Below are 25,214 nucleotides of genomic sequence, written 5' to 3'. Positions count from 1 at the left end.
GCTTTCTATATTGCGCACTATAATATCGCAAGGGGTTGACGTCATGAACGCCGAATTCGCTCAGATGCGGATGTCCGAAAAGTGATTGTTTCGGAGACACCGCCAGTCGTTCGCACGGCGCCAGCGAAAGCATGCCCCACACGAACCCACAAAGTGTGGGTTTACCGGTTGCTTGTCGTCTGGAATATGAGTGTGATAACGGCGCATACGGCAAGGACAGCACCGTAAGCAAGCGCGGTCTTGACGAGGCCATAGTACGGCGCCGCGAGGCCCGCGCCGACCGCTGGCAAGGCGAAAGAAAGGTAACTGGCGACAAAATACGCCGACAACAGTCCCGCACGCTCGTGGCTCGCCGCAAATGGCAGCAAGGTTCGCAGAGCCGCACCGTAGGAACAGCCGAAGCCGACCCCGGCGACAATCGTGCCGAAGACCATACCGGCTGGCGACGCGGCATAAATTGCCATCATTGTCAGTCCGATGCCGATGGCGAGTAAAAGAGAGGCTGTCTGCACTGCGATCCGCGCACTGAGACCGCGCAATGCCAAAACCGAAATGCCGCCACTCAGCATGAGCGCCGACACGACGGCAGCGCCGACCAGCGGCGAATGGACCCTGGTCGCTGTCACGACGAGCGATGGCATCAACGACAGATAAAATCCCCCAAATGCCCAGCCGGATAGCGTGAGCGGAAACAACTGCAGCATCGGGCGCACGGCGGCTGTCGGTATCGTCAGGTTTGGCCGTAGAACGGCCAGCGCTCCTTTTTTTCGTGGCGCCGTCTCGCGGACGAAGTGTAAGGCTATTATTTCAGCAAGCGTCACGCAGAGCAGAAGTACGAAGATAAGTTGACTGGGCCAAGGCAAGTAAGTGACGAAACTTCCCGCAGCGAGTGATCCCACCATCAGACCGATGAACGCCGTGACGCTATTGAGCGTCGCCGCCGCCTTCGGCGCAGCATCAGTGATCAATGCACCGAGTGTCGCTAGCGCAATGCCGGTCGCTATGCCTTGGACGGCTCGCGCAGCCATCAGCACCGTGCTCGAGTTCCCTTCGATGAAGAGGACGAGCGCCAGCGCATTGAGCAGAAGCGCGGCGAGGATCATGGGCTTGCGGCCAACAAAGTCCGATAATCGCGCGACCGTCAGGAATGCCGCGACCATGGTCAGCGAATAGATTGCGAAGATCAGCGTGATCGCCAGGGGCGTCAGGCCGAGTGTCTCTTGGTAGAGACGATAGATCGGCGTAGGGGCACTGGCGACCATCGAGAATGTAATTGCCGTCAAAACAGCGTATCCGGCGGTAAAGCGCATTGCCACCTTGTTCGTCAACGTGAGATCGGTTGCCGTGGACATCGAAGCTCCAAAGACTAGGTATTTGTATTCACATTAGGCCCACAAGATCGGTGATGCCGAAGCGGATGTGCACCCGGGCAAGCGAAACAGTGGCGGCAAACGGGCCGGTACCCTTAAGACATGTTGGCCCGGATAGTTACCGATCCGCGTGCCTTGAGACACGACAAACCATGCGCCGGTTGCAAATGCCGTGACCGCTACTCGCCCCGTCAGGGGAGAAGCACCGCCATTTCAATCTCGACCAGAATCTCGGGGGTATAGAGTGCCTGAACGCCAATCGTCGTCATGCAGGGCGTTGCGTCCCCGAGCAATTCACGTAGGGCGGTTAGGACCTTCTGGAACGCTTCCGTGGTCGCATTCACGACATAGACGCGCATCATGACAATGCCTTGCGCAGACGCCTCCAGATCCTCAAGTGCTGCGGCGAGGCTGGCGGTCGCAAGCTTTGCCTGGCCAGCGATGTCTTTGGGCGTGTCCTGACTGCCAGGCGCCGCTGCGATCTGGCCGGACAGGAAGGCGAGGCGACCTTGTTCCGCGACGCTGATTTGCGAGAACTTGCCTGACGCCATATTCCACATTGTCGGAGGGTTGCGGCGGCTCACCGACGTCGACGTACGCGACGGAACGCGCGCGGTGACCTTGATCTCGAAGTCGAAGCCCGCGAGCCAGTTGACGCCTACAGCGGTCCAGGTCGGAAACGGAGCTTGCGGAAACTTCTCGCTTTTCACCGCCATGACTGCGCCCATTTGCTTTTCCGGATCCGTATGGAACGATGTCACATCGATGACGTCGTCGAATGTGCATCCTCCTGCCGCGAGCGTGGCTTCCAAATTGGCGAAGGCCAGGCGAACCTGAGCTTCGAAATCGGGTTCGGGCGAACCGTCGGCGCGGCTACCGACCTGACCCGACACGAACAAAAGATTGTCTGAGCGCACCGCAGCAGAATAACCGTGTTGCTCGTATAGCGCATGTCGGCTGGCAGGAAACACGGCTTCGCGCTGGGTCATATCGTCGTCCTTTTCACGTGGGGGCGAACCTGCCGATCCAGCTTCGCTAGTTATCCGACGCCCATAGCGAGCGTTCGGCTCATCAATGTGAGATCAAAACCGGATTGTTCCGACCATTGATTCAGGGCTGCCTGGATCTTCGCAAAATCGCCTTTCCCGGCCGGGCTTTTGCTGAGCACCTGTTCGCGAATGAGCGCTTTCACGACATCGGGCATCGTGATGAAGGCCGGCTTGCCGATCGAGCGCAGGAAATGCATTCCTGTTTCGCCGCCGAGCCGGCTCCCGTTCTTCTTCAGGAAATCGAGGAGTCCGACATAGTCAGCGTCGGGCCATGCCGCCAGAAACCGGGCGGCGCTGCCGTGCTTCTCGGTCAGCTCCGTGAGGAAGCGCCCGTTTTCCTGCACCGATTTGATCTTCGCGCCGTTCCTGACGATATCCTTGTCCTTGAGCAGTTCGTCGAAGCGCTCCTCGGTCATCCATGCGCAGCGGGCTGGATTGAACTGCTCGAAAGCGGATTCGAAGGCCTCCCACTTCGCATCAATGACCTTCGAGGAAAAGCCGGCGCTGAATACGCGCCGCGTCATTGCTGCGAGGATGCGATCGTCAGGAATCTTGGCGATGTCCTGCGGCGCCAAGGGTCGGGTTTCAGAGAGCATCCGCTCGAGCGCGTCTCGGCCGCCGTGCCGCTCGGCCGCCAGTTTGATGATTTCGTCGAAACGTCGCATTTTTAGCGCTTCTCTCATCAACTTCGGTGCTCTCAGGCCGCCTTCCTTTCGGTCCCGAAGACGACCATGAGGATCACGCATGGGTCGTCCGACCGGTTGCGGAATTCGTGAAAGGCTCCGTTCTGAACGAAGAAGTCGCCCTCCTTGGCCGTGACCGATTGCACATGGCCATCTTCCCCCGGATAGGCGATATCGACTTCGCCCTTCAGCACCACCGCGAGGTCGATGGTGTCGGTCCGGTGCATCGCACTGCCGAGCTCGCTAGGGGTCATACCCCCGCCGGTGCCGAAATCGATCTTGGCCATCAAGGCCCCAAGATCCGTCTCGCCCGCCTTCTCAGGGGGCACGACCTGGAGATCGACGCGAACCGAATCCTTTGGCCCGAAGATCCCAAGCCGCTTGTATTCCCCGAGAACTTGCTCAGGCGTAAGGGGCAGCTCGGGAATCTTGTCGAAACCCCAGATATTCGTGACCCGATCGGCGGTTTCGGTGTCGAGAAGATCGTCCACTTGCATGACGACACCAGCCTTGCCTTCGGCGCTCACGATTCGCCGCATGTTCATCTCGTCTTCTCCTCTGAAAATGATTGGCTTGGTTTCAAGTGTCGGTGGGTCCGATCGCCACTTTTGCAAAAAAACAAATCAAGAGAGGCGCAACCGCCTCGCGTTAGTATAGCGAACGCTATAGAATGAGGCAGGTCCCGTCAATCAATAATGTGGCGATCGCTATGCCAACGTGGCTCTCTCGAAGACCGGATATGGTGCTGTCGCTTACACGTACTCGTCAGTCGCAATGCCTCAGCCGCGGCGACAGCTCTAGGGGTTTGCCCCGCCAATCAGGCGCAACGCCGGCGTTCAAACGCATTTCATCCCGTGCATGAATGGCTAGCCACCAAGCGACATGATACGTCCGGCAATCGACCGATTTCCGCACATCGCCTAGGTGGAGCCCGAATCGCGGTCCGGAGGATGGTTCCGTGTACGGAAACCATGTGCCAACTTCTATTGTGCGGATAACGCTCCGCAAACCAAACCTCACATGACCGTTAATTCCACACTGACGGAATTCGTGCGTGGGCCTTACGGGGCGATGCCGACAATTCCAAGCCGCTATGTCTCGTCAAATTGTTCCAAAGGCCGAATCCGATATTCGAATTTCTACCGTAAGCGCATGTAGTTCGGCCTGGGCCGCGACGCAAAAATTCGAAAGGCTTCGACTTGCCGTCAGGCCGCACGCCAACGATAGCAAAAGAGCGCCTCCTCAATAGTGGGTGTTGCGATGTAGCGGTCTCCCGACTCGAACCCCCATAGATGCTTGGATCAAGGTTGCAACACAGCGAATTCAGGCACCCTCACCTCCTTCAGAAACGCGCGAATCTCAACGGGAGCCGCAAGACAGAAAGTTCGAAAAGCTTCCAGGAACCCCAGCCAATCAATGATTGTGTACTAAAACCTTACTAAACCATTCGATCGGAGCGCTGGAATCAGGCCCGCTTGGCAACGAACCTCATGAACTGAGGCGACTGCTTTCCGCAATTGAACAGCAGATCGAGGATCGACACCTGATGTATGAATCCGGTCCAGAGCTGGGGATAGACAGGATAGCCCTCATAGTCGAACCATTCGAGATCGATGCCCTTGAGATCGAAGACCTCGGGCACGATGTAGTCCTTCGCGGACGGCCCCGAAACGTAGACCGTACCTCCCGCCTGGGCGCAAATGTCGGCCAACCGCTCGGTTTTGGCACCGTTGAGCTGGTAGGCGCTGGACGAAGTGATGGCCGTGGTGATCCCCAAATACCCGCATATTGCCGCGATAAAGCAGCGGTTCAGCTCCGATATGTGTGTGTAGTGGCGGCAATAGAGCGGCTCCAGCCATTCGGCTATTTCCGAAAAGCAGCTTGCCCGACGGTAGTTCAGCTGTAGCTGCCGCCAGTGCGACTGAGCCCAATCGGCGCCGTCTATCTCGGTCTCGCGGATCTTCTGAAGGTATCGTCCCTTGGTCACGACAGGTACGGTCAGCCATTGGGCGCCGGCAGGCGTCTTGATCTTGTTGCGATTGCGCCAGTCGCGCCGGGTGTATTGCATGTCGTCGTAGAGGATGAACTCGTCGACCGAAGCGATGAGGTCGAAATATCCCTTCCAGGGGATATAGTTGGACTGGAGAATGGCCACCCGCTTCGTCATCTGGTCACAGCTTCACGCACCAAGAATCCCCGGGGGCAGCTCAACGTCCTTGCGGTTTATTCAGCGGTGAACGGCGCTCAGCACCGCGGCCACGCCCTCCTGGGCAGCGAGACTGAGGCCAAACCACAGCGGCAGTCTGATCAGGCGTGCGGCGGCATCGGTGGTGACGCGCAGTTCGCCGTGGGTCCGGCAATAGCGCCGGCCTGCCGGCGATTCGTGCAGCGGAACATAGTGGAAAATGGCGTCGATGCCATTTTCCCGAAGACGGGCCAGCACGCCACGCCTGTCGACTCCTCCGGGCAGCAGCACGTAGTAGAGATGCGCATTGTGTTCGCACTCGGCCGGGACAATTGGCCGACGAAGCTGCCCGGCCTGCTCCAGTGGCGCCAGCAGCTCGTGATAGCGGTTCCAAATCCGCAAGCGCTCCGCGGTGATCGATTCCGCATCCTCGAGCTGGGCGAGGAGGAATGCCGCCAGCAAATCGCTGGGCAGATAGGAGGAGCCGATATCCTGCCAAGTGTATTTGTCGACCTCGCCGCGGAAGAACCGGCCGCGGTCTGTTCCCTTTTCGCGGATGATCTCGGCCCGTTGGCTGAGCGCGGGGTCATTGATCAGCAGCGCCCCGCCCTCACCGGAAATCAGGTTCTTGGTCTCATGGAAGCTTAGCGTCCCCAAATCGCCAATGCTGCCGAGCGGCCGCCCCTTGTAGCGCGCCATCGCGCCCTGGGCTGCATCTTCGACGACCTTTAAGCCGTGCCGGTGCGCGATATCAAGTATGGCGTCCATCTCGCAGCCCACACCTGCGTAGTGCACCACAACGATCGCCCGTGTCCTTGGGGTTATCGCGGCCTCTATCAGACGCTCGTCGAGATTGAGTGTATCCTCTCTTATGTCGACGAATACGGGCACGCCACCCCGCAGCACAAACGCGTTTGCCGTCGATGTGAAGGTGTAGGACGGCATGATGATTTCGTCGCCGGGTACAATATCCAGCAGGAGAGCTGACATCTCCAGCGCCGCCGTGCATGAATGGGTCAGAAGCGCCTTTGCGCAGCCGACATGCTCCTCGAGCCAGGCATGGCAGCGTTTGGTGAAAGCCCCGTCACCGGACATGTGCTGGGCTACACGCGCCTCCGCGATGTAGAGCATCTCCCGTCCGGTCAAATGCAATCGATTGAATGCAACAGGCAGCGACCCGGTCGTCCGCAAAGGCTTGTTCAAAGAATCGGACACTGTCATCCCCCGGTCAGACGGCGGTACTGGTATCGCCGAAAGAAAGTACCTCCTGTACTTCAACCGGGACAGTTCCATTAATTGGCGGCTTGAGCAAGCCAACTTGGGAAATTGGGCACGAGAACATCCGATTTTCGCACCAAGGAGGTAGAATGAAGGAAGCCAGGTTGACGGTGTTGCTTTTCCTGGGGCAACGATAGCGGAAATGAGACGTTGGGCGGAAGTGCCTGGCGCAGCAACGGGCCTGTTCCCCTCATGAAGCTTTCCGTCGTCAGCACGCTCTACAAGTCAGAGCCCCATATCGCCGAGTTTTGCGACCGGGTCTCTGCCGCCGCGCGCCGCCTGGTCGGGGATGACTTCGAGATCGTCCTCGTCAATGACGGCTCTCCCGATGGCAGCCTGGATCTGGCCGTCGCGCGCAGCGCGATTGACCGGCACGTGACCGTTATCGACCTGTCACGTAACTTCGGCCACCACAAGGCGATCATGACCGGGCTGGCCCATGCCAAGGGCGATCGGGTGTTCCTCATCGACAGCGATCTCGAGGAAGAGCCCGAGTGGCTGCTGTCCTTTGCCGACCAGATGTCGGAACACAAGCTCGATGTGGTCTATGGGGTGCAGGAATCTCGCCGTGGCGGCACTTTTGAACGATGGACCGGTGCGATATTCTTCTCGATCAATGACTGGCTGAGCGACTTCCACCTGCCGCGCAATCTGGTGATCGCGCGGCTCATGACCCGCGCCTATGTCGCCGCGCTCGTCAGCCATCAGGATCATGAGTTTATCATCGCTCATCTGTTTCAGCTGACCGGGTTCCGGCAGGATTCACAACTCGTCGTCAAGCACGCTTTGTCGCCCACGACCTATTCGATCAACCGCCGCATTCAAATGGCGGTTCGCTATCTGATGACGACATCGACCAAAATTCTTTACCTGATACTGTATTTTGGTCTCACAATTTCGATGTTGTCGGTACTGACGATGGCGTTTTATCTCACAAGATATGTTGTCTACGGTGTTGGCGTTAGCGGGTTTACCTCCATAATAATTTCCATATGGTTCTTTGGCGGCATGACGATGCTCGTCCTTGGTCTTCTCAGTGTCTACATTGCCAACATACTGTCCGAAACCAAACGTCGTCCCTACACGATAATTCGAGCTATTCATCGTGGTGCTGCGGCAGGCATCGAGGGACAGAACGATGGCGATGCCACCGCGGGAGATCGGTCATCCCTTGGGTCGGAGAGAGTTCGCGACTAGCTGGTCGTCGGCGCCATCACACGGGGCATTCTGCACGGCTCTGCCAAGCGTTTTTTCCAGCCAGGCGACCACGGATATCCCCTCGACCGCCGCCGCATCCAGCACTTGATTGCGCAGTTCAGGCGAAACGCCCTCCAGTTTACCGAAATAGCGGGTTCGGTGCGATCCGCCCCGTCGCCCGGGGAATGTGACGTCGAGATCGAGCGGCGGCTCTCCCTGACCCTTCACGAAGCTGATCAAATAGAAGGAACCGCCGAGGATCCATCGGCAGGCAACCTGCCGCGCGGCGGCCGGAATACAGTCCAGCGGCGCGCGATGGCGAAACAGGGGATTGGAGTTTTCCAGGATTCTGGCGAATTCGCTGTTTTCCAACCAGGGCGCGATTCCTTCGTCGCCGACCACGACCCGCCCGTTCGGCCTCACGACACGGGTGATTTCCGCCAAAGCTTGCCTGTGGTCGGGGAACAGGTTGAAGCCGCCGAAATGAAAGGCAGCATCGAAAAACCCGTCCGCGAAAGGCAAATGCATCACATCGGCGCAGAACAACTGCAGGCGTGAGGTGTCCTTCCCCGTGCGGCGCAGGCGATGCTGCCCCGTCAGCAGCATTTCAAGGGACAGGTCCCCGGCAAATACGTCGATGGGCATATCGAGCAGATGGATGGTGTCGCGGCAGGTCCCGCAACCGATCTCCAGCAATCTGCTGTCCGGCCGAAGCTCGAGTTGGGCAAACATGTCCCTGCGCGTTTGCTCCTCGTCCGCAAGCAGGGTGGCGAACATTGCCGCGATGCCGCGATCATATTCGCTTGCCCGGTCGCGGTAATAGGCCTGGCTCTCGGAGGAGGCCTGCACCTGGCCGGAGCGGATGAGCAGTTGCGGAATGCCGTCGATCAGAGGATAGCGCTCATCTGGCCCGCCCAGCAACGCGGAGCCGTCCGCCGCCTTTGTCAGGGGCTGACGAGTCCACGGGGAAACAAAACTCAATTCCGGTATCATTCGCGGAACCGCCCATTTAGACTTGGATACACGATTCTGTGAGCGAAAACCCACCGATGGTTATGCCCATGACGTCTATTGGCGCCCCGGCAACGGACAAAAGCGGGGCAATGCTGCTTGAAGTCGCCCGCTACTATGGCGACAAGGTGCAGGCGCACGGCCCCAGCCCCAAAGGTGTCGACTGGAATACGGAAGAAGGCCAGATCCTTCGCTTCAGACAATTGGCATCGTTGATAGACCTGCCGGGTGACTTCACGGTCAACGATCTGGGGTGCGGCTACGGTGCCTTGCTGCCGTTCCTCGCAGATCGCTTTCCCGGTGTACGATACTATGGCTGCGATGTGGCTGCAGAGATGATCGAAGCAGCGGCCACACTTTTTGGTGATCGTCCGCAAGCGCAGTTTGCCGTCGGATCAGTGCCGGCGCAGATTGCCGATTTCGGCTTCGCGAGCGGTATCTTCAACGTCAGGCTGACACGTCCGGACGATGAATGGGCGGCTTATCTGGAGGCAACGCTGGATGTCCTCCATGCCACCAGCCGGCGCGGCTTCGCCTTCAATTGCCTCACCTCCTATTCGGATCTGGACAAGAGAAGAGCCGATCTTTTCTATGCCGATCCAACGAAGCTTTTCGACATCTGCAAGAAAAAATATTCGCAGCGCGTGGCACTGCTGCACGACTACGGTCTCTATGAATTCACCGTCCTGGTCAGGAAGTCATGAAGCGGCCCATCGTCATATTCGGAGCAGGCGATATCGCTGAACTCGCCCACTATTATTTTACGCGCGATTCCTCTTACGATGTCGTCGCCTTCACCGTGGACAGTGCATTCCTGACCCAGGATCGGCTGGCCGGCCTTCCTGTCGTGCCCTTCGAGGCGATGACCCGGGACTATCCGCCGGGCAGCCATAGTGCGTTCGTGGCGCTCAGCTACAGCAAGCTGAATGAGCTTCGCCGCGAAAAATATCTGGCGCTCAAAGCGCTGGGCTACGATTTCGTGAGCTATATCAGCTCCCAGGCCACCATCCTCAACGACGGCAAGATCGGCGAAAACTGCTTCATTCTCGAGCACAATGTCGTTCAACCTTTCGCATCGATCGGCAACAATGTGACGCTGTGGAGCGGCAATCACATCGGGCACCACTCTCGCATTGCCGATCATTGCTTTCTCGCCTCGCATATCGTGGTCTCGGGCGGGGTCGATATCGGCGAGGCCTGCTTCCTGGGCGTCAACGCGACACTGCGCGACCATATCCGTGTGGGCGAGCGGTGCGTGATCGGCGCAGGAGCACTAATTCTGGCGGATGCAGCGCCCGACGGCGTCTATCTCGGCAACGCGACGGAGCGGTCGAAGGTGCCGAGTTCGCGGCTGAGAAAGATATGACGCGATCACGTTTCAAGCGCGCCGGATTGGTATGCCGGCCGGGCAGCTCGCCCTGGGAGCGGTCGCATTGCCAGAACCCCTTTGCCCAGAGGCTGGGCAACGAAAAATACCGCATTCATTTTGCAAGCCGAGATGACAGCAACCGCTCACGAGGCGGCTGGGCCGAAGTCACCGCGACCGCTGACGGATTGACCCAGACCGCCCGCTCGGAGCGCCCATCGCTGGATATTGGCCAGCCGGGGACATTCGATGATTCCGGTGCCATGCCAGGCTGCCTCGTCGATCACGAAGGCCGCTTGTTGCTCTACTATACCGGCTGGTCACTCACCCGCACGGTGCCCTTCACCTTCGCCATCGGGATCGCGGAATCACGTGACGGAGGCCGGCATTTCGATCGCCTCTCCGAAGCGCCTGTGCTCGGCAGAAACCATTACGATCCCCTGCTTGCCGGCGCGCCCTGGGTGCTCGTTGAAGATGGCAATTTCCGCATGTGGTATGTGTCGGGACTGCGATGGGAGGTCGACCCGGAAGGGAAGAATGCTCCGATCCACTATTACACCGTCAAACACGCGACGAGCCGCGACGGCATGAATTGGACGACCAACGAGCATGTCTGCCTGCCTTTCCATGAGGGAGAGCACGCGATCGCCCGACCGGTCGTCCAGAGGACAGATGCCGGCTACGAAATGCTCTATTGTGCAAGGCGTCTGGGCGAAACGTACCGCGTGTACCGCGCCTCATCCGTCGACGGGAATCACTGGGAGCGCGACGGGGTGCCACTGCTCGACACCAGCGCCAGCGGATGGGATTGCGAGATGGTCTGCTATGCCAGCCTGCTGCATACTGCCGGGGCCAGCTTCCTGCTTTACAACGGCAATGGTTATGGCAGGGATGGGGTCGGCGCCGCCATCCTGGAACCATGACGGAGCGGTCGGCAGCGCCGAGTTCGCGGCTCAGAGGGATATGACCGGTGCGATGGGAGAAGCTCGGCCGGCTGTTTTGTCCGACCGGTGATATCGAGTGGATGCGCTCGCACGCCACCATGCCGATCGCCGAGCACGTATCGGGCGATCTGTTCAAAATCTATTTCGGCTCTCGGGATGCATCGCAACGCTCACATACCGGCTATGTCATCGTTGACCTGTCGTCGCCGGCGCGCATCCTCGAGGTCGCCCGGTCGCCCGTTCTGGTGCCGGGAAGTCTCGGCGAATTCGATGACAGCGGCGCCCTGGCGAGTTGGCTCACGGTCGCGGGTCCGACGCGGTATCTCTACTATGTCGGCTGGAATCTGGGCGTGACCGTTCCCTTCCGCAACGCCATCGGCCTCGCCACGGCGCCGGCCGGCGGTTCGTTTTCACGTTTCGCCGCGGGTCCGCTGCTTGATCGCTCGATGACAGAGCCGCATTTTGTCGGCAGTTGCTGCGTGCTGCATGAGGCCGGGCTCTGGCATATGTGGTACACATCCTGCGTCTATTGGAGCCGATCGGTGAACGGCCCGATTCACCGCTACCACATCAAATATGCGCGTTCCGACGATGGCATCCATTGGCGCCGTGACGGACGGGTCGCCATCGATTTCGCGAGCGAACAGGAATATGCGATATCTCGCCCCGCGGTTAAGCGAGACGGCGAGCTGTGGCGTATGTGGTATGCTTATCGCGGCGAGAGCTATCGCGTCGGCTATGCCGAGTCCGCCGACGGCCTGAACTGGACCCGGCTCGACCACGCTGTGGGCATCGTGTGCTCGGAGTCAGGCTGGGATTCGGAAATGATCGAGTATCCGTTCGTGTTCGATCATGGAGGACAGCGCTACATGCTTTACAACGGCAATGGCTACGGGAAGAGCGGCTTCGGCCTGGCCGTGCTCGTCTAGCAAGGCTTGAGCCGACATGATCGTTTGCCCGCGCTGCAGTCTAAAACATGCGGTCCAGGACGCGATTTGCCCGGGCTGCGGCTTTGTCCCAGCCAGCCAGGACGGCTTCCCCGCCTGGGCACCCGAAATGGCAAACGAAGGCGGAGGATTCCACGAGAGCTTCTTTGCCGAACTTGCTAGGCTCGAGGCCGGAAATTTCTGGTTCGAGGCCCGCAATGCCATCATCGTTCGCACGCTGCGGCGGTTCTTTCCGAAATTGCGGTCGTTCCTCGAAATCGGCTGTGGCACGGGCTTTGTGCTGCGCGGCATCGCCCGCGCCTTTCCCGAGGTCCGGCTTGTCGGGACCGAAATCTTCATTGCAGGGCTGCCCTTTGCCGCCGCCCGCGTGCCGTCGGCAAGCTTTGCGCAGATGGACGCAAGACGATTGCCCTATGCCGCGGAATTCGACGTGGCGGGGGCGTTCGACGTGATCGAGCACATCGAGGAAGATGTCGACGTGCTGGAGAATATGAAACGTGCGGTGAAGCCTGGAGGCGGCGTGATCATTTCCGTGCCGCAGCACAAATGGCTCTGGAGCGACATCGACACGCAGTCGTTTCACTTCCGGCGCTATGAAAAGCGGGAACTGCATGAAAGGATCGAAGGCGTGGGGCTCGAGATCGTCTACAGCACGTCCTTCGTGTCGCTTCTGTTGCCGCTGATGTTCCTGTCACGGCGGCGCAAGAGCGAGAGCCCGGAGTTGGATGCCGGCAGCGAATTGCGCCTTGGACGGGCCACAAACGCCTCTTTTCGGGCCGTGATGGGGATCGAAAGCCTGATCCTGGCGACGGGCCTCACCCTTCCTGTCGGCGGATCCCGGCTGGTGGTGGCGAAACGTCGATGACAGGTTGCGCTCGTCGCGAAAGCAGCTTTGCGATCGCCCAGCCCTAAGGCAAGCGGGTCGCCGCCAGCACCACACCGAGGACAATCAAGCCATTGCCCGCAAGGGACTGCCAGCTGAACCGTTCGTGCAGGAACACGATCGAGCCGGCGAAAATCAGGGGATAGGACAGGGCTGCAAACGGGAAGGCCACCGATAGCGGAATTCTCGATATCCCTGCGTACCAGAAAAGACTGGAAGCCACGAGGCCAAGGCCTCCTATCCAAACCTGCCAGTCGGCGAGCAAACCAAGCAGATAGGGCCAGCCCGCGTCGAAGCTGAACGGCACCGTCCCATGCTCGGTCAGGCGGGACTTGATGATGATTTGGGCCATGGTGAGCAAAGATACGGCCGCAACAATGAGGGCAATGCCGGTGGCACGGTTATCCAGTTTGCTTCTCCATTTTGCTCGAATCGGCCGGCGCTTTGGCATTGAACTGTAGCATGCCAGCTGTCCATTTTGGGCTGTGTTGCGGCTGCAGGCGCGGGGCACCCGCCCGGCAGCCTCTCCGTCCAGCAAGAACCGTTGATACCGGCTTGGATTGTCTCGTGCAGGTTGACAAAGGCAAAGCCAAACGGTCCATCTAGGCCAGTTGTCGTGCCTAGCCCTGGTTTCGAGCGGCGTGCACGGCTTCGAGCAATTCCAGGAAAAGCGTGTAACGGCTTTCCCATAGGAGTTGCGTCAAAACAAAGAGTTGGAGCGGCTCGCCGTTTTCGTGAAACGGTGAACTGCTCTAGGGGGAGCCCAACCGAACCATGGCAATCCAGGAGCAGTCCCGGACAATCCCGGCTGAGCAGAATCTGCCGGCAGAGGGATTGCCCAAAGCCAGGTCCTATTGGCTTCCTGCCGCAGTATTAATTCTGGCGATCAATTTCTGTTTCCTCGTATTCTACGTTTTTGTGGAATACAAAAAACTATTTCACGCCGACAGCGCAATGAAGGTCTTGCTGGCGCGAGAAATTGTGAGCAGCCACAATTTCTTCCCCTCGGATTGGTATTATGGAAACAATGACATTGTCGTTGTATTCGGCCATCTCTTTATTATACCGGCCCTGGCTTTTCTTCCTGCCGGCTTTACAGTTCATGCGATCTCGGGCCTCGTCACATCCATACTCGTGCTGCACAGCGTCTGGCTGGCTGCCGGCCTGGCGCCGATCGGCAAGACGCGGCGGACGCTGATAACCGCTTCAGTAGCGGCGGGAATGTCCGGAGTGCTGGCGGAAAATCTCTACGGACAGGCGTCATACGGCACAATTCTCTACATGTCGCTGTACTCGATCTACTGCCTCGTCAGGTTGATGAGAGAGAAGTCGACGAAGGACGTCGTCCTATGGAGCGTTTTGCTCTGCCTGCTGATTACAGCCGAGTTCTGGGGCAATCCTCAGCGCGCGATCGTTACCATAGGGATGCCGCTCGTCGCCGCCGCTCTGTGGTCGATCCACAGGCTGGGAGTGCATAACGCAGGTGTGGGAAGAGCATCCTTGGTGGGCGCGACCGCTTCGATCTGCGCAGCGATAGGTGGCGGGACCATCCTCTATGGAGTGACCTTCGCGCATGTAAACAATGCCGCGCGCGACGCGTCCTCCGTCCAATGGCTGCCATACGACGCGATCGTCGGCAACCTTCTGGTCCTGGGCAAGGAGGTTCTGGCGGTTTTCGGCGGATCTCCACCGGGAGGCAGCGGACTTCTGACGGTGATCGGTCTCTACGGCGCGCTGCGATTGATTGTGGCAATCATATTGGTGGCGTTGATCGTGCGGTCGGTGGCAACATCGGTAAGGCCGGGCGACGCGGTCAGGCCGCTCGCCATCTATGGATCGGTGGGGCTTCTGTCGGTTTGCCTTCTGCAAGTGGCAACGACCATTCCAAACCTTGCCGATCCGATCGGAAGTTCCCGTTACCTGGTACCGGCGCTGGTCACGATGGCCATAGTGGCGTTGGCCACGCCTCTCGACATGCGCCTGAGACCCATCGAGTTCCTCAGCGTAGCGGTGGTCCTTGCCGGATTGCTGACAAGTGCCTACCCGACATTTGTCAGGTCGGATACGCTGTCGCATCTGGCCTTGGTGCAACGGAAACCCCGTGCCATCGATTTGTCGGACTTGGCTCGCTACCTCCAGGCCAATGGGCTGACCTATGGCTACGCCACCTACTGGAACGCCGGCTCGGTCAGCGTGTTGTCCGATGAGCATGTCCTGGTTCGGCAGATCACCCTGGACCACGCCCTGCCGATGCCCATGCGTTTCCTGTCCGCGGACCGCTGGTACAATGCCGATACGTGGAAGGGCGAGACGTTTCTTCTGCTGACGCAGGAAGACGCAAACAAGATCGACTGGAAGCGGTTGGCAGCGCTCGGACTGCCCGTTTCGCGGAAACTTCAATTCGGCGATCTTGGCATCTTTGTCTTCGCAGAGAACATTGCAGCGAAGCTGCCGGGTTGGGATGTTCGGTTCATGCAGCCGGTAACATTTCATGCCGACGCCCAAGCGCTTACGCAAGTGGGCTCCTTGCAACAGCGCGGCGACGGGAAGGCGCTGGTGGCGCCGCCGGAAGCGAACGGCGCGCTGTACTATGGTCCCTATGTGACGGTCGCCCCGGGAAGGTATCGCCTTACCTTTGACGTCGAAGCGAGCAGCAGTCCTGCCGCCACGTTGCGCCTTGACGCAGCTGCGTCGCCGGGCGGGATCGTTTTGGTTCAGAAGGATCTGACGGAAAGTCACGGACCCCAACAGCTGCTTTTCTCGCTCGACCACACATCGGCTATGGAGTTTCGAGTCTGGGCTCTGGGAAACGGCGCGGTGGCGTTCAAATCAGTCACCATCGAGCGCGCAAGCCCGTAGCGGCGGAAGCAGCGCGTGCACGGTGACGCCTTTGCAGGATTTACTTTTTCGCCCGCGCGCCTAACCACGCGTCCACCGAGCGATACTCGTCCAGACCAAATCCGAGTATCTTCTTCTGATCCGCGCTCAATCCCGGAAACTCGGACAGGACCGACGGGAGATGAAGCTGCTGCCGCAGCATCGGGATGGTGAAGACGTGGTTCGCACCGCGCCGGTTGCAGTCTGTGTGGTTGGTCGACCCGGCGTGGTAGAGCATGCAGTCCAGAATGATGAATGTTCCCCGCGGGACGGTCACCTGAACCTGACGCCGCCGCACCGTTTCGTCCGAAGGAAAATCCTCGCGGTGATGGCTGGCGGGGATGACCCGGGTGGCGCCATTTTCAGCCGTGAAATCGTCAAGCGCAAACAGGGCACTTATTGCAAGCGGCCGTGAACTGACGAAGTGCTGGTAGGGCAGGTCGCGATGGTAGGACGCCTGTCCGTATTTGCTCTTGTTGGCGCGATTGATCAGCCCGTTGACCTGATTGAGGATGTAGTAGCCACCGAGCATTCTTGAGAGCAACTGCGCCAGGCGCTCATGGAAGACCAGGTCCATGAACGCCGGAGCGAATTTGGGAAGCACGCGGATCGTGTCCCGCTCGCCGAGCGCCGAAAGGTCGTATCCCGCGGTTGCGGCTTGCTCGGCATATTTCACTTCGGCGGCGTCAAAGTCACGGGACAGCGTGTCCAGTTGTTCGCCCGTCAGCCCTGCCTCGAGCGTCGTATAGCCGGTGAGCCGGAGATCCTCGATCAGGACATCGATCTCGTCGCGTGCGACCGCGCTTTCCTTGACCCCGTAGCGATCTATCCCGGTCACAGCTGTTCCTTGAGGCGGCTGGAGAAGTGGTAGGGATGGACGATGTGCACGCCGCCGTTCCGAAACCTTCCGGCCACCGCCGGCCAGCTTCGCGGATTGACGGCGGCCACCATGATAGTCCGGGGATGCGCGGAAGCATACTCGCCGGCTCTCAGCCATGGCCGGTCGTCAAGAGTGGCCGCGTGCGGCTCGTCCGTCAGGAATGCTTCGGCTCCCTTGACCAGCCGGGGGGCATAAGTCCGCAGCAGGTTTCGGAATTCCCCGGCTCCAAACATCGCGTAGGGCCTGTCGTCCAGCCACCCCGACGCTCCATCATCAATTTCCGACCAGCCCTTCAGGAAATCCGATCGCGCCTGCGCCAGCGACAGGGACTGGAGATCCGTGGGAGCCTGCGGCGCGGTCGCATCGGGACTCAGGAGGGTCAGTCGAAAGCCCTTTTGCTGTCCACGCAGCGCAGCGCTTCCAATGACATGCAATCCCGCTGCCGCGGCAACCATCCGCAGGGACAGCTGGGTGAAACTCGAGACATGATCGAGGAACAACAGTTCCGTGTCGGCAACATCGCCGTCCGGGCAGATCACCACCACAAGGCCTCCGTCCGAGAGGGCCCGCCTGGACACGGAAAGGAACGCCTCCGGACTGAGGGCGTGCTCAAGGACGTTTACCGAGAGGCAGAGGTCGTACCGTCCGGCAATTTCACCGAGAGCTTCTTCGGCATAGCCCTGGCGGATCGTCGCTTGTGCTTGATCCCGCTGCCCGGCCGACGCGACCAGTTGAGACGCCGCTTCGAAACCCAGCGCTTCCCTCAATTGCCATCGCCGCGCAAGGTCTTCGAGCAATGCACCGGTCCCTGCCCCGAACTCAACGACGCTTCCCGGGCGAAGCGGGCGTCCGAGAAGCGTGACCGCGGATTCGTCCATGCAATCAGCATAGCCTTGTGCCCGAGCGGCATCGGCGGCCGGATCGACCAGGCCGAGATCGTATCCGTCGCTGTACATGGCGTCCCGGTCTTCAGGTCTCAGTGGCGTGACATGAAAGCCATGTCCGCACCTCAGACAGGAGGCCTTCTCAAGGCGGCGGTTGAGAACTGCACCATCGCTCCTCATGGAAAGCGATGGATGGGGTAGCGCCAGCCTCATCGGTGCGCCGGCCCCGCAAGCAGGACAAACGGATTCACTCAAACTGTCGCCCCTCCGCCACTTCCATATTCGGCCAATGGCCATCCGGCGTAAATCCCCCAACGCGCCTTGAGGTCTCGCCCTGCCCGCACCGGCCAAGGTTCGTTGCTTTTGTGACCATCCGATGCAATCGTGGCACTCTGCGCTGCCGTTGCTTCGTGCATCGGAACCACCGGCAGGCTTCGACCTTTGGCGGTCGAAATCATTGTTGGACCACAATGACATCCTGTTCAGCCGTCTTATGGACCGCTTTTGTCGTCACGCTCGTTGCGGTTCTGGTCCTCGCCCTTTTGCCAGTGCCTGAGCTTCAGGAATTCGGGCTCGACATCGGTTTCGACAACGACAAGCTCAATCACGCCAGCGCATTCGCCACCCTGGCAGTTCTTGGAGGTCTTGGCTGGCCCAGGCGCAAGGTCAGGCTGGTCATTTTCCTGGCCCTGGTCGGGGCGGCGATCGAGGTCCTTCAGGACACCCCACTGATTGACCGCGACCTCGACGTGTTCGACTGGATTGCCGATTGCATCGGCATAGCGGGCGGGCTCGTGGTGGCGATGTGTTTAAATCGGGTCATGCACCGCAAAGACTGATGGCCAATCGCACTTGGTCCAACGGGCCGTAGCGCTGTCAGCCCGGACGCCTCAGCTCGCCTCGCGCATCGCCTCGGCCGCCTGCAGATCGACCGACACAAGCTGGCTGACGCCCTGCTCGGCCATGGTCACGCCAAACAGCCGGTCCATGCGCGCCATGGTGATCGGGTTGTGGGTGATGATGACGAAGCGCGTCTCGGTGGTCTTGGCCATCTCGTCCATGAGATTGCAGAAGCGTTCGACATTGTGATCGTCGAGTGGCGCGTCGACTTCGTCGAGCACGCAGATCGGTGCCGGATTGGTCAGGAACACGGCGAAGATCAGCGACATCGCCGTCAGCGCCTGCTCGCCGCCCGAGAGCAGCGTCATGGTCTGTGGCTTCTTGCCGGGTGGGCGGGCCAGGATTTCCAGCCCCGCCTCGAGCGGGTCCTCGGATTCGATCAGCTGCAATTCCGCCGTGCCGCCGCCGAACAGATGCGAGAACAGCCGCTGGAAGTGGCTATTGACCACGTCGAAGGCGGCCAGCAGCCGCTCGCGGCCTTCACGGTTAAGGCTCTGGATCGCCTGCCTGAGCTTGCGGATCGCCTCGATAATGTCCTCGCGCTCGGAGACGATGGCCTCCAGCCGGTCGGACAGTTCCTTCTGCTCTTCCTCGGCGCGCAGATTGACGGCGCCGAGCCGTTCGCGCTCGATCTTCAGCCGGTCGAGCTGGCGTTCGATCTCGGCCATCTCGGGCATCGGATCGTCGGCTTCCAGGCCGGTGTGGCGGATGACCAGATGCGGCGGCGTGTTCAGCGTTTCCTGGATGCGTGCCTCGACCTCCAGCCGGCGCTCGTCGGCCGCCGTCAGCCGCTCCTCGGCACGCACGCGAGTTTCGCGCGCCTCGGCCAGCGACTGGATGGCGGATGTCGCCGCCTTGTCGAATTCGGCTTGCCTGTTCTCCGCTTCCTGCAGCCGATCGGAGGCTGCCTTGCGCAAGGTCTCGGCCTCGGTCAGCTGCGACAGCAGTGCGCGCCGCTTGGCGTCGATCTCATCAGGCGCATCGGCCAGCCGCTCGCGCTCGGCCTCGGCCTCGGCCTTGCGTTCACCGAGCGAGGCGATTTGCGTCGAGGCGTTTTCGGCGCGGACCAGCCAGTTGCTGCGCTCGGTTCCAATGGCATCCAGCCGGCGCGTGCGCGCCTCCGCCTCACGCCGCAGTCCCTCGTGAACGGCCCGCGCATCGGCCAGCGTGGCCCGGTCGCGGGAGACATTGGCCGAGGATTGTTCGAGCTGCAATTGCAGGTCGCCGAGATCGGGCGCGTCCTGCAGCAGCATTTCGGCCTCGACGAATGCCGCCGAGGTTTCCTCATGACTGTCGACGATGCGCGCGCGCGCCTCGTCCAAAGCCGCGCGCCGGCTCGCCAGCTCGCCACCGGCCTTTTCGGCCTCGGCCAGCGCGTTGCGGGCAGCGTCCAGCCGGTGCTGGGCGTCGCGTCCGGCCTGGCGCGTGTTGCGCTCGGCCTCGCTTGCCTGGCGAAGCGCCTGCTCGGCCTGTGCCAGCGCTTCCTCGGCCTGGCGCAGGACGAGCGTCGCCTGCACCGCTTCGGCATCAAGTTCGGCAAGCCGGTTCTTCTGCGCCAGCCGTTGGGCGGCAGCCGTCGGCGCATCGGCGCTGGCGGTCAGACCGTCCCAGCGCCAAAGCGCGCCTTCACGGCTGACCAGGCGCTGTCCGGGCGCAAGCAGCGCCTGCAGCCGGCGGCCGTCAGCGGCCTCGACAATGCCGATCTGCGCCAGGCGGCGGGCAAGCTGCGCCGGCGCGCGAACCACGCTGGCGAGGCTCTTGATGCCTTCCGGCAGAGCCGCGTCGCCAGGCTGGATCTGGCTTTCGCCCCAATGCGCGGGCGCGCTGCGGTCGAGCGGAACGTCGAGGTCTTCGCCAAGGGCTGCGCCGAGTGCGGTCTCGAAGCCGCGCTCGACGCTGATCTGCTCGAGCACCGAAGGGAAGAGATCGCCACTGGCGGCATTGAGGATCTTGGCCAGAGTGCGCGCTTCCGTCTCGATCCGCGCCAGTTCGGCCCTCGCATCCTGAAGCGGCGGGCGGGCGGCACTTTCGGTGGCGCGGGCATCGATGACCGACTGTTCGGCCTGCGCCACGGCTGCCTCGGATTCTTCGAGCTGCGCGATGGCCTGTTCTACCAGTTCGCGCTTTTCGGCCGGATCCGGCAAGCCGGCGACCTTGGAGAGAATGTCCGACAATTCGCGGTCGACCTCGGCGAGCTGGCGGGCGAAGCGGTCGCGGCGCTCGGCGGTTTCGCGCAGCGTGCGTTCGATCTGATGGCGCGAGGCGGCGGCCTCGGCGCGTTCAGCCGTCAGCGCGGCGAGTTTGGCTTCGCTTTGCGCAAGCGTCGATGCCGCCTGTTCGAACGCCGCGCGGGTGGTGGCCTCGCGCTCGGCCGCGCCGGCGTTTTCTGAATTCAGCGCGGCCTCTTCGGTGCGCAGGCGTTCGAGAACATCGGCATTGTCGCGCACCATCCGCTCCTCGCGGGCGATGTCGCCGTCGAGCTGCTGCAAGCGGCGCTCGATTTCGGCCTGGCGGTTGCGGATGCGGCCGGCCTCCTCCTCGATCTGCGACTTGGCGATCGACAGACGCTGGAAGGCAGCGGCAGCCGCGGCTTCCGCGTCGCGCAAATCAGGCAAGCGGTGGGCGCCGATGCCTTGCTCCCTGGCGGCGGCCATCTGCGCGGCGGCGCGGTCGCCGACAAGGGCGGTGGCAGCCGCCAGCGCCGAGCGCGCCTCGCCTTCCTGGGTCTTGGCCAGCGTCCAGCGCAGATGCAGCAATGTCGCCTCTGCCTTGCGGATATCGGCCGACAGATTCTTGAAGCGGGACGCCTGGCGCGCCTGGCGCTTAAGGCTTTCGATCTGGCTTTCCAGTTCGCCGACGACGTCGTCCAGCCGTTCGAGGTTCTGTTCGGCCGCTTTCAGCCGCAGTTCGGCCTCGTGGCGGCGGGTGTGCAGGCCGGAAATGCCGGCGGCCTCTTCAAGCAGCGCGCGGCGCGCCTGCGGCTTGGCCTGGATAAGCTCGCCGATACGGCCCTGCCCGACCATGGACGGCGAGCGTGCGCCGGTCGACTGGTCGGCGAACAGAAGCTGCACATCCTTGGCGCGCGCTTCCTTGCCGTTGATGCGATAGAGCGAGCCGGCCTCGCGCTCGATGCGGCGCGACACCTGCAATTCATCGGCGTCATTGAAGGCAGCCGGTGCCGAGCGGTCGCTGTTGTCGAGGAAAAGCGTGACTTCGGCGGTGTTGCGCGCAGGCCGCGTGCCCGAGCCGGAAAAGATGACGTCGTCCATGCCGGACGCGCGCATGTTCTTGTAGGAGCTTTCGCCCATCACCCAGCGCAGCGCCTCGACAAGGTTCGACTTGCCGCAGCCGTTCGGCCCGACAATACCCGTCAGGCCGCGTTCGATGACGAACTCACCGGGCTCGACGAAGGACTTGAAACCAAGGAGGCGGAGGCGCGAAAACTTCATTCACGCGCCCCATAAAGGCGAGCGCCGAAACGCTGCCGCTTCAGCGCTGACCTTATGTCAGAGCAGAGGGTCGATGATGGCCGACATTTCCTCAATCGACATCGCCCCTTTGTAGGTCTTACCGTTGATGAAGAAGGTCGGTGTCGAGTCGACCTTGAATTCATTGGCGCCGCGCTTCTGGACCGATCTCACATCGTCCAGAAGTTTCTGGTCCGTCAAGCAGGCCTCGAAGGACTCCTGTGTAAAACCGGCTAGCTTCGAGATTTGCAGCAGCGCATCCTTGGTGTTCGACACGCCAACCCAGTTCGCCTGCTGCGCAAACAGCACGTCCACCATCGGGAAATAGTTATCCTTGGCGCAGCGTGCCAGCATGAAACCGGCTTCCGCGCTCGGATCGAACGGGAATTCGCGCAGGATATAGCGCGCCTTGCCGGTGTCGATATACTTCTTCTTCAGGTCCGGGAAGGTGGTTGCGGCGAAATGCGCGCAGTGCGGACAGGTCATCGAGGCGTATTCGACGATGGTGACCTTGGCGTCATCCTTGCCGAGCTGCTTGTCGGGCAGCGCGCCCGGCTTCAGCAGTTCGGCCATGTCCACGTTGCCCTGGGACTCGGGAACCTGGACGGCAGCCGGCGTGGCCGGCTTTGCGGGAGCCGCCGGGTCGGCGGGCTTCACATCCGCTGCCTTGGCCTGTTCGCCGGAGTCGCTGCAGGCGGCGAGCAGGGCCACCGCCGGAATGGCGGCCAGCGAAGACAGGACGTTTCTGCGAGACAGACTTTTGCCGAACAAAGGACGGTTCATACGAATCACCTGACAAGGGTTGAATTTTGCAATGCAAAGGCACGAAAAGGCGAGAGTTGGCGCGAATTAAGGCATCTCCATCCCCAATCCAATCGTGAAACCTGACGGAGGCGATCACGAATGCGAGATGTTGACGACAAATCCATGACTGTCTTCAAGGGGTTTTTGACTTCCTTTCACCCAAAATGGTTGCGCCAAGCCTTTCCAGCGAGGCGCGCAGCCCATCATCCTCGATCAGTTCGACAGTGCTGGACAACTTCGTCTGCTCCGCCGCCGTCAAAGGCCTGAAGGTCGGTTTAGGCCGTCCTTTGTCCGTCGTCACCGGTTTTTGCACGATCCTGATGCGGCCTATTGCCGTAAAGCCGAGGAACGCGTTCACCCGGTTGATGATCTCACCGGTCTCGTGCTGCAGGTGAAGTGCGGCCATGCCCTCGCAGGCGATAACCAGCACCGCCGGCTCGAATGGATCGTCCTCATGCAGGCGGCGCGGCCACTGGATCTTTTCGGGCCGCGAGCGGCTGGCAAGGCGCGGTCCCGCAATCTCTTCCCAGGACTGGACGAGACCAATCGAGATGCCTGCCCGCTTGCGCAGCACCGGATCGAGGATTTTGGTCGCAAGATCGCTCACCGGGACGGGATTGCCGTAGGGCGTTCTCCCTGCCATGTACGTTCTCCAGCCACGACCCCAGCTATACCGGCCAGGCCAATACACGATCAATGGCACCAGCAGACCAGACCCGCAAGGCCCAGACACGCAAGGCAATCCCGGACGATACCGCGTCGCGCCTGCTTGCCTGGTACGACGTGCATCATCGCGAACTGCCGTGGCGCGTGAGCCCGCGCGACCATGCACGCGGCGTGCGACCGAATCCCTACCGCATCTGGCTGTCCGAAGTCATGCTGCAGCAGACCACCGTCGAGGCGGTGAAATCCTATTTTCGCGCCTTTGTCGAGAAATGGCCCGATGTCGAAGCGCTGGCCGCGGCGCCGACCGAGGACGTGATGAAGGCCTGGGCGGGGCTGGGTTACTACTCCCGCGCCCGCAACCTCAAGGCCTGCGCCGATCTGGTGGCGGCGCGTGGTGGCCGGTTTCCCGACACCGAGGCCGGGTTGAGAGGCCTGCCCGGCATCGGCGCCTATACGTCGGCGGCCATTGCGGCGATTGCCTTCGACCGGCCCGCCGCCGTTGTCGACGGCAATGTCGAACGCGTCATATCGAGGCTGTTTTCGATCACGACGCCGCTGAGCGAGGCCAAGCCCGAGATACGTGCCCATGTCGAGGCGATGGTGCCGGCGGCAAGGCCGGGCGACTTCGCCCAGGCGATGATGGATCTCGGCGCCACGATCTGCACGCCGCGCCGGCCGCGCTGCATGCTGTGTCCCCTGTGCGAGGACTGCAGCGCCGTCGTCTCAGGCGATCCCGAAAATTTCCCGGTGCGGCTGCCAAAAGCCGACAAGCCGCAGCGGCGCGGCGCTGCTTTCGTCGCCGTGCGTGAGGACGGCGCCATTCTTCTGCGCAAACGGCCCGAAAAAGGTTTGCTCGGCGGCATGACCGAGGTGCCGACAACGGCCTGGACGGCGCGGGCGGACGGAGCCACCACGCAGGCGGCGGCGCCCTTTCCCGGCGACTGGCGGCGTGCCGGGACAATCACGCATGTCTTCACCCATTTCGCACTCGAGCTCGAAGTTTTTCACGCCCACATCAAAGGCGATGCGCCGGTAGGGCATTTCTGGTCACCCGCCCGGGAGATTTCCGGGGAGGCCCTGCCGACTGTCATGAAAAAGGCAATCGAGGCTGCGATACCCGGCGCGACGAAAAAGCCGTCGCCACACAGTGCAAAGAGGCCCCATGACTGAAATCCGCCACATCGTTTTCGACATCGGCAAGGTGCTGATCCATTACGATCCCAACATTCCATTCAGCCGCCTCATTCCGGATGCCGAAGAGAGAAAGTGGTTTTTCGACAATGTCTGTACGCATGACTGGAACATCGAGCAGGACCGCGGCCGGACATGGGAAGAGGCCGAGGCACTGCTGATCGCCGACCATCCCGATCACGCGGAAAACATCCGCAATTTCCGCCGCCACTGGCACGAAATGGTACCGCACGCCTATGATGACAGCGTCGCCATCATGCTCGGCCTGATCGAGAGCGGCCATGATGTGACCATGCTGACCAACTTCGCCGCCGACACTTTGGCGGAAGCCCGCAAACGCTTCGATTTCCTCAATCGTCCACGCGGCGTGACCATCTCCGGCGAGATCGGCAAGATCAAACCGGACCGTGACATTTACGATCATCACGTGGCTGCGTTCGGGCTCGAACCATCGGCGACGCTGTTCATCGACGACAGCCAGAAGAATGTCGACGGCGCTAAGGTGGCCGGCTGGCAAGCCGTGTTGTTCACCGATGCCAAGACGCTTCAAGCAGATCTTGAGCGCTTTGGAATTAAGGCGCGATCCGAATCGCTTGCGGCGATCCCCTGAGATTTCGATTTAACGTGATACG

Annotated in this window: 22 protein-coding genes and 2 pseudogenes; 10 read left to right on the top strand and 14 right to left on the bottom strand. The window is 61.1% G+C overall.

The genetic code is table 11. The features are described from left to right. Positions 1-161: 161 nt before the first annotated feature. From AC04SF_RS03425 to rffA, 7 genes and pseudogenes are all read right to left on the bottom strand, one after another. Complete coding sequence (locus AC04SF_RS03425; protein ID WP_488476494.1) at positions 162-1,352, bottom strand: MFS transporter; 1,191 nt, start codon at positions 1,350-1,352, stop codon at positions 162-164. A 209-nt stretch (positions 1,353-1,561) separates the two neighbouring features. Continuing rightward, a pseudogene (locus AC04SF_RS03420) lies at positions 1,562-1,906 on the bottom strand (RidA family protein); the annotation flags it as partial. A gap of 66 nt (positions 1,907-1,972) precedes the next feature. Next, positions 1,973-2,359 (bottom strand): annotated as a pseudogene (locus AC04SF_RS03415) (RidA family protein); the annotation flags it as partial. Between the two features lie 50 nt (positions 2,360-2,409). Beyond that, positions 2,410-3,084, bottom strand: coding sequence for a DNA-3-methyladenine glycosylase I (locus AC04SF_RS03410; protein ID WP_488476493.1), 675 nt, complete (start codon positions 3,082-3,084; stop codon positions 2,410-2,412). A 32-nt stretch (positions 3,085-3,116) separates the two neighbouring features. Further along, on the bottom strand, positions 3,117-3,647 hold the full coding sequence (locus AC04SF_RS03405; protein ID WP_488476492.1) for a cupin domain-containing protein: 531 nt from the start codon (positions 3,645-3,647) through the stop codon (positions 3,117-3,119). A gap of 920 nt (positions 3,648-4,567) precedes the next feature. Continuing rightward, positions 4,568-5,269 (bottom strand): WbqC family protein, encoded by a 702-nt coding sequence (locus AC04SF_RS03400; RefSeq protein WP_488476491.1) that lies wholly within the window; start codon positions 5,267-5,269, stop codon positions 4,568-4,570. Positions 5,270-5,329: 60 nt separating this feature from the next. After that, positions 5,330-6,508, bottom strand: coding sequence for a dTDP-4-amino-4,6-dideoxygalactose transaminase (gene rffA, locus AC04SF_RS03395; protein ID WP_488476490.1), 1,179 nt, complete (start codon positions 6,506-6,508; stop codon positions 5,330-5,332). A 249-nt stretch (positions 6,509-6,757) separates the two neighbouring features. Between rffA and AC04SF_RS03390 the strand changes: the two genes are divergently transcribed. After that, positions 6,758-7,762: a glycosyltransferase family 2 protein gene (locus AC04SF_RS03390; RefSeq protein ID WP_488476489.1), complete on the top strand. Its 1,005-nt coding sequence runs from the start codon at positions 6,758-6,760 to the stop codon at positions 7,760-7,762. On the opposite strand, the gene AC04SF_RS03385 is transcribed toward AC04SF_RS03390, so the two are convergent. Beyond that, positions 7,730-8,755: a class I SAM-dependent methyltransferase gene (locus AC04SF_RS03385; protein WP_488476488.1), complete on the bottom strand. Its 1,026-nt coding sequence runs from the start codon at positions 8,753-8,755 to the stop codon at positions 7,730-7,732. The two genes, AC04SF_RS03390 and AC04SF_RS03385, sit on opposite strands and share 33 nt — an antisense overlap. A 68-nt stretch (positions 8,756-8,823) precedes the next feature. On the opposite strand from AC04SF_RS03385, the gene AC04SF_RS03380 reads away from it, so the two are divergent. The 5 genes from AC04SF_RS03380 to AC04SF_RS03360 all read left to right on the top strand — a co-directional run bounded on the left by AC04SF_RS03380 (position 8,824) and on the right by AC04SF_RS03360 (position 12,895). Further along, positions 8,824-9,477, top strand: coding sequence for a class I SAM-dependent methyltransferase (locus AC04SF_RS03380; protein WP_488476487.1), 654 nt, complete (start codon positions 8,824-8,826; stop codon positions 9,475-9,477). Beyond that, positions 9,474-10,139 carry an acetyltransferase gene (locus AC04SF_RS03375; protein WP_488476486.1) on the top strand — a complete coding sequence of 222 codons (666 nt, stop codon included), beginning with the start codon at positions 9,474-9,476 and terminating at the stop codon, positions 10,137-10,139. The genes AC04SF_RS03380 and AC04SF_RS03375 overlap by 4 nt, the downstream gene beginning before the upstream one ends. Then, positions 10,136-11,062: a glycoside hydrolase family protein gene (locus AC04SF_RS03370; RefSeq protein WP_488476485.1), complete on the top strand. Its 927-nt coding sequence runs from the start codon at positions 10,136-10,138 to the stop codon at positions 11,060-11,062. The genes AC04SF_RS03375 and AC04SF_RS03370 overlap by 4 nt, the downstream gene beginning before the upstream one ends. Positions 11,063-11,181: 119 nt before the next feature. Next, positions 11,182-12,012 (top strand): glycoside hydrolase family protein, encoded by an 831-nt coding sequence (locus AC04SF_RS03365; protein WP_488476484.1) that lies wholly within the window; start codon positions 11,182-11,184, stop codon positions 12,010-12,012. A 16-nt stretch (positions 12,013-12,028) separates the two neighbouring features. Continuing rightward, a complete protein-coding gene (locus AC04SF_RS03360) occupies positions 12,029-12,895 on the top strand; it encodes a class I SAM-dependent methyltransferase (RefSeq protein ID WP_488476483.1) in 867 nt (288 codons plus the stop codon). A 43-nt stretch (positions 12,896-12,938) separates the two neighbouring features. Here AC04SF_RS03360 and AC04SF_RS03355 read toward each other — a convergent pair whose 3' ends face one another. Then, entirely contained in the window at positions 12,939-13,364 is a 426-nt protein-coding gene (locus tag AC04SF_RS03355) for a DMT family transporter (protein ID WP_488476482.1), read from the bottom strand. 323 nt (positions 13,365-13,687) lie between these two features. Here AC04SF_RS03355 and AC04SF_RS03350 point away from each other — a divergent pair, with 323 nt between their 5' ends. Beyond that, on the top strand, positions 13,688-15,772 hold the full coding sequence (locus AC04SF_RS03350; RefSeq protein WP_488476481.1) for a hypothetical protein: 2,085 nt from the start codon (positions 13,688-13,690) through the stop codon (positions 15,770-15,772). Positions 15,773-15,812: 40 nt separating this feature from the next. Here AC04SF_RS03350 and AC04SF_RS03345 read toward each other — a convergent pair whose 3' ends face one another. Then, positions 15,813-16,628 (bottom strand): phytanoyl-CoA dioxygenase family protein, encoded by an 816-nt coding sequence (locus tag AC04SF_RS03345; RefSeq protein ID WP_488476480.1) that lies wholly within the window; start codon positions 16,626-16,628, stop codon positions 15,813-15,815. After that, positions 16,625-17,626, bottom strand: coding sequence for a class I SAM-dependent methyltransferase (locus AC04SF_RS03340; protein ID WP_488476479.1), 1,002 nt, complete (start codon positions 17,624-17,626; stop codon positions 16,625-16,627). The genes AC04SF_RS03345 and AC04SF_RS03340 overlap by 4 nt, the downstream gene beginning before the upstream one ends. A gap of 476 nt (positions 17,627-18,102) precedes the next feature. On the opposite strand from AC04SF_RS03340, the gene AC04SF_RS03335 reads away from it, so the two are divergent. After that, on the top strand, positions 18,103-18,393 hold the full coding sequence (locus AC04SF_RS03335; protein WP_488476478.1) for a VanZ family protein: 291 nt from the start codon (positions 18,103-18,105) through the stop codon (positions 18,391-18,393). A gap of 51 nt (positions 18,394-18,444) precedes the next feature. Here the strand turns inward: AC04SF_RS03335 and smc are convergent, their stop codons facing one another. From smc to AC04SF_RS03320, 3 genes are all read right to left on the bottom strand, one after another. Next, positions 18,445-21,903 carry a chromosome segregation protein SMC gene (gene smc, locus AC04SF_RS03330; RefSeq protein ID WP_488476477.1) on the bottom strand — a complete coding sequence of 1,153 codons (3,459 nt, stop codon included), beginning with the start codon at positions 21,901-21,903 and terminating at the stop codon, positions 18,445-18,447. Positions 21,904-21,960: 57 nt separating this feature from the next. Then, positions 21,961-22,704: a DsbA family protein gene (locus AC04SF_RS03325; protein ID WP_096456000.1), complete on the bottom strand. Its 744-nt coding sequence runs from the start codon at positions 22,702-22,704 to the stop codon at positions 21,961-21,963. Positions 22,705-22,858: 154 nt separating this feature from the next. Further along, complete coding sequence (locus tag AC04SF_RS03320) at positions 22,859-23,368, bottom strand: DUF721 domain-containing protein (RefSeq protein WP_488476476.1); 510 nt, start codon at positions 23,366-23,368, stop codon at positions 22,859-22,861. Positions 23,369-23,421: 53 nt separating this feature from the next. Between AC04SF_RS03320 and mutY the strand changes: the two genes are divergently transcribed. Together mutY and AC04SF_RS03310 are read left to right on the top strand one after the other, a co-directional pair. Beyond that, positions 23,422-24,561: an A/G-specific adenine glycosylase gene (gene mutY / locus AC04SF_RS03315; RefSeq protein ID WP_488476475.1), complete on the top strand. Its 1,140-nt coding sequence runs from the start codon at positions 23,422-23,424 to the stop codon at positions 24,559-24,561. After that, positions 24,554-25,192 (top strand): HAD family hydrolase, encoded by a 639-nt coding sequence (locus AC04SF_RS03310; protein ID WP_488476474.1) that lies wholly within the window; start codon positions 24,554-24,556, stop codon positions 25,190-25,192. The genes mutY and AC04SF_RS03310 overlap by 8 nt, the downstream gene beginning before the upstream one ends. Positions 25,193-25,214 lie beyond the last annotated feature (22 nt).

This window comes from Mesorhizobium sp. CNPSo 4671 (genome assembly GCF_057784245.1).
Note: the sequence above shows the minus strand (reverse complement) of the source record. Positions and strands in the feature narration are given on the sequence as shown.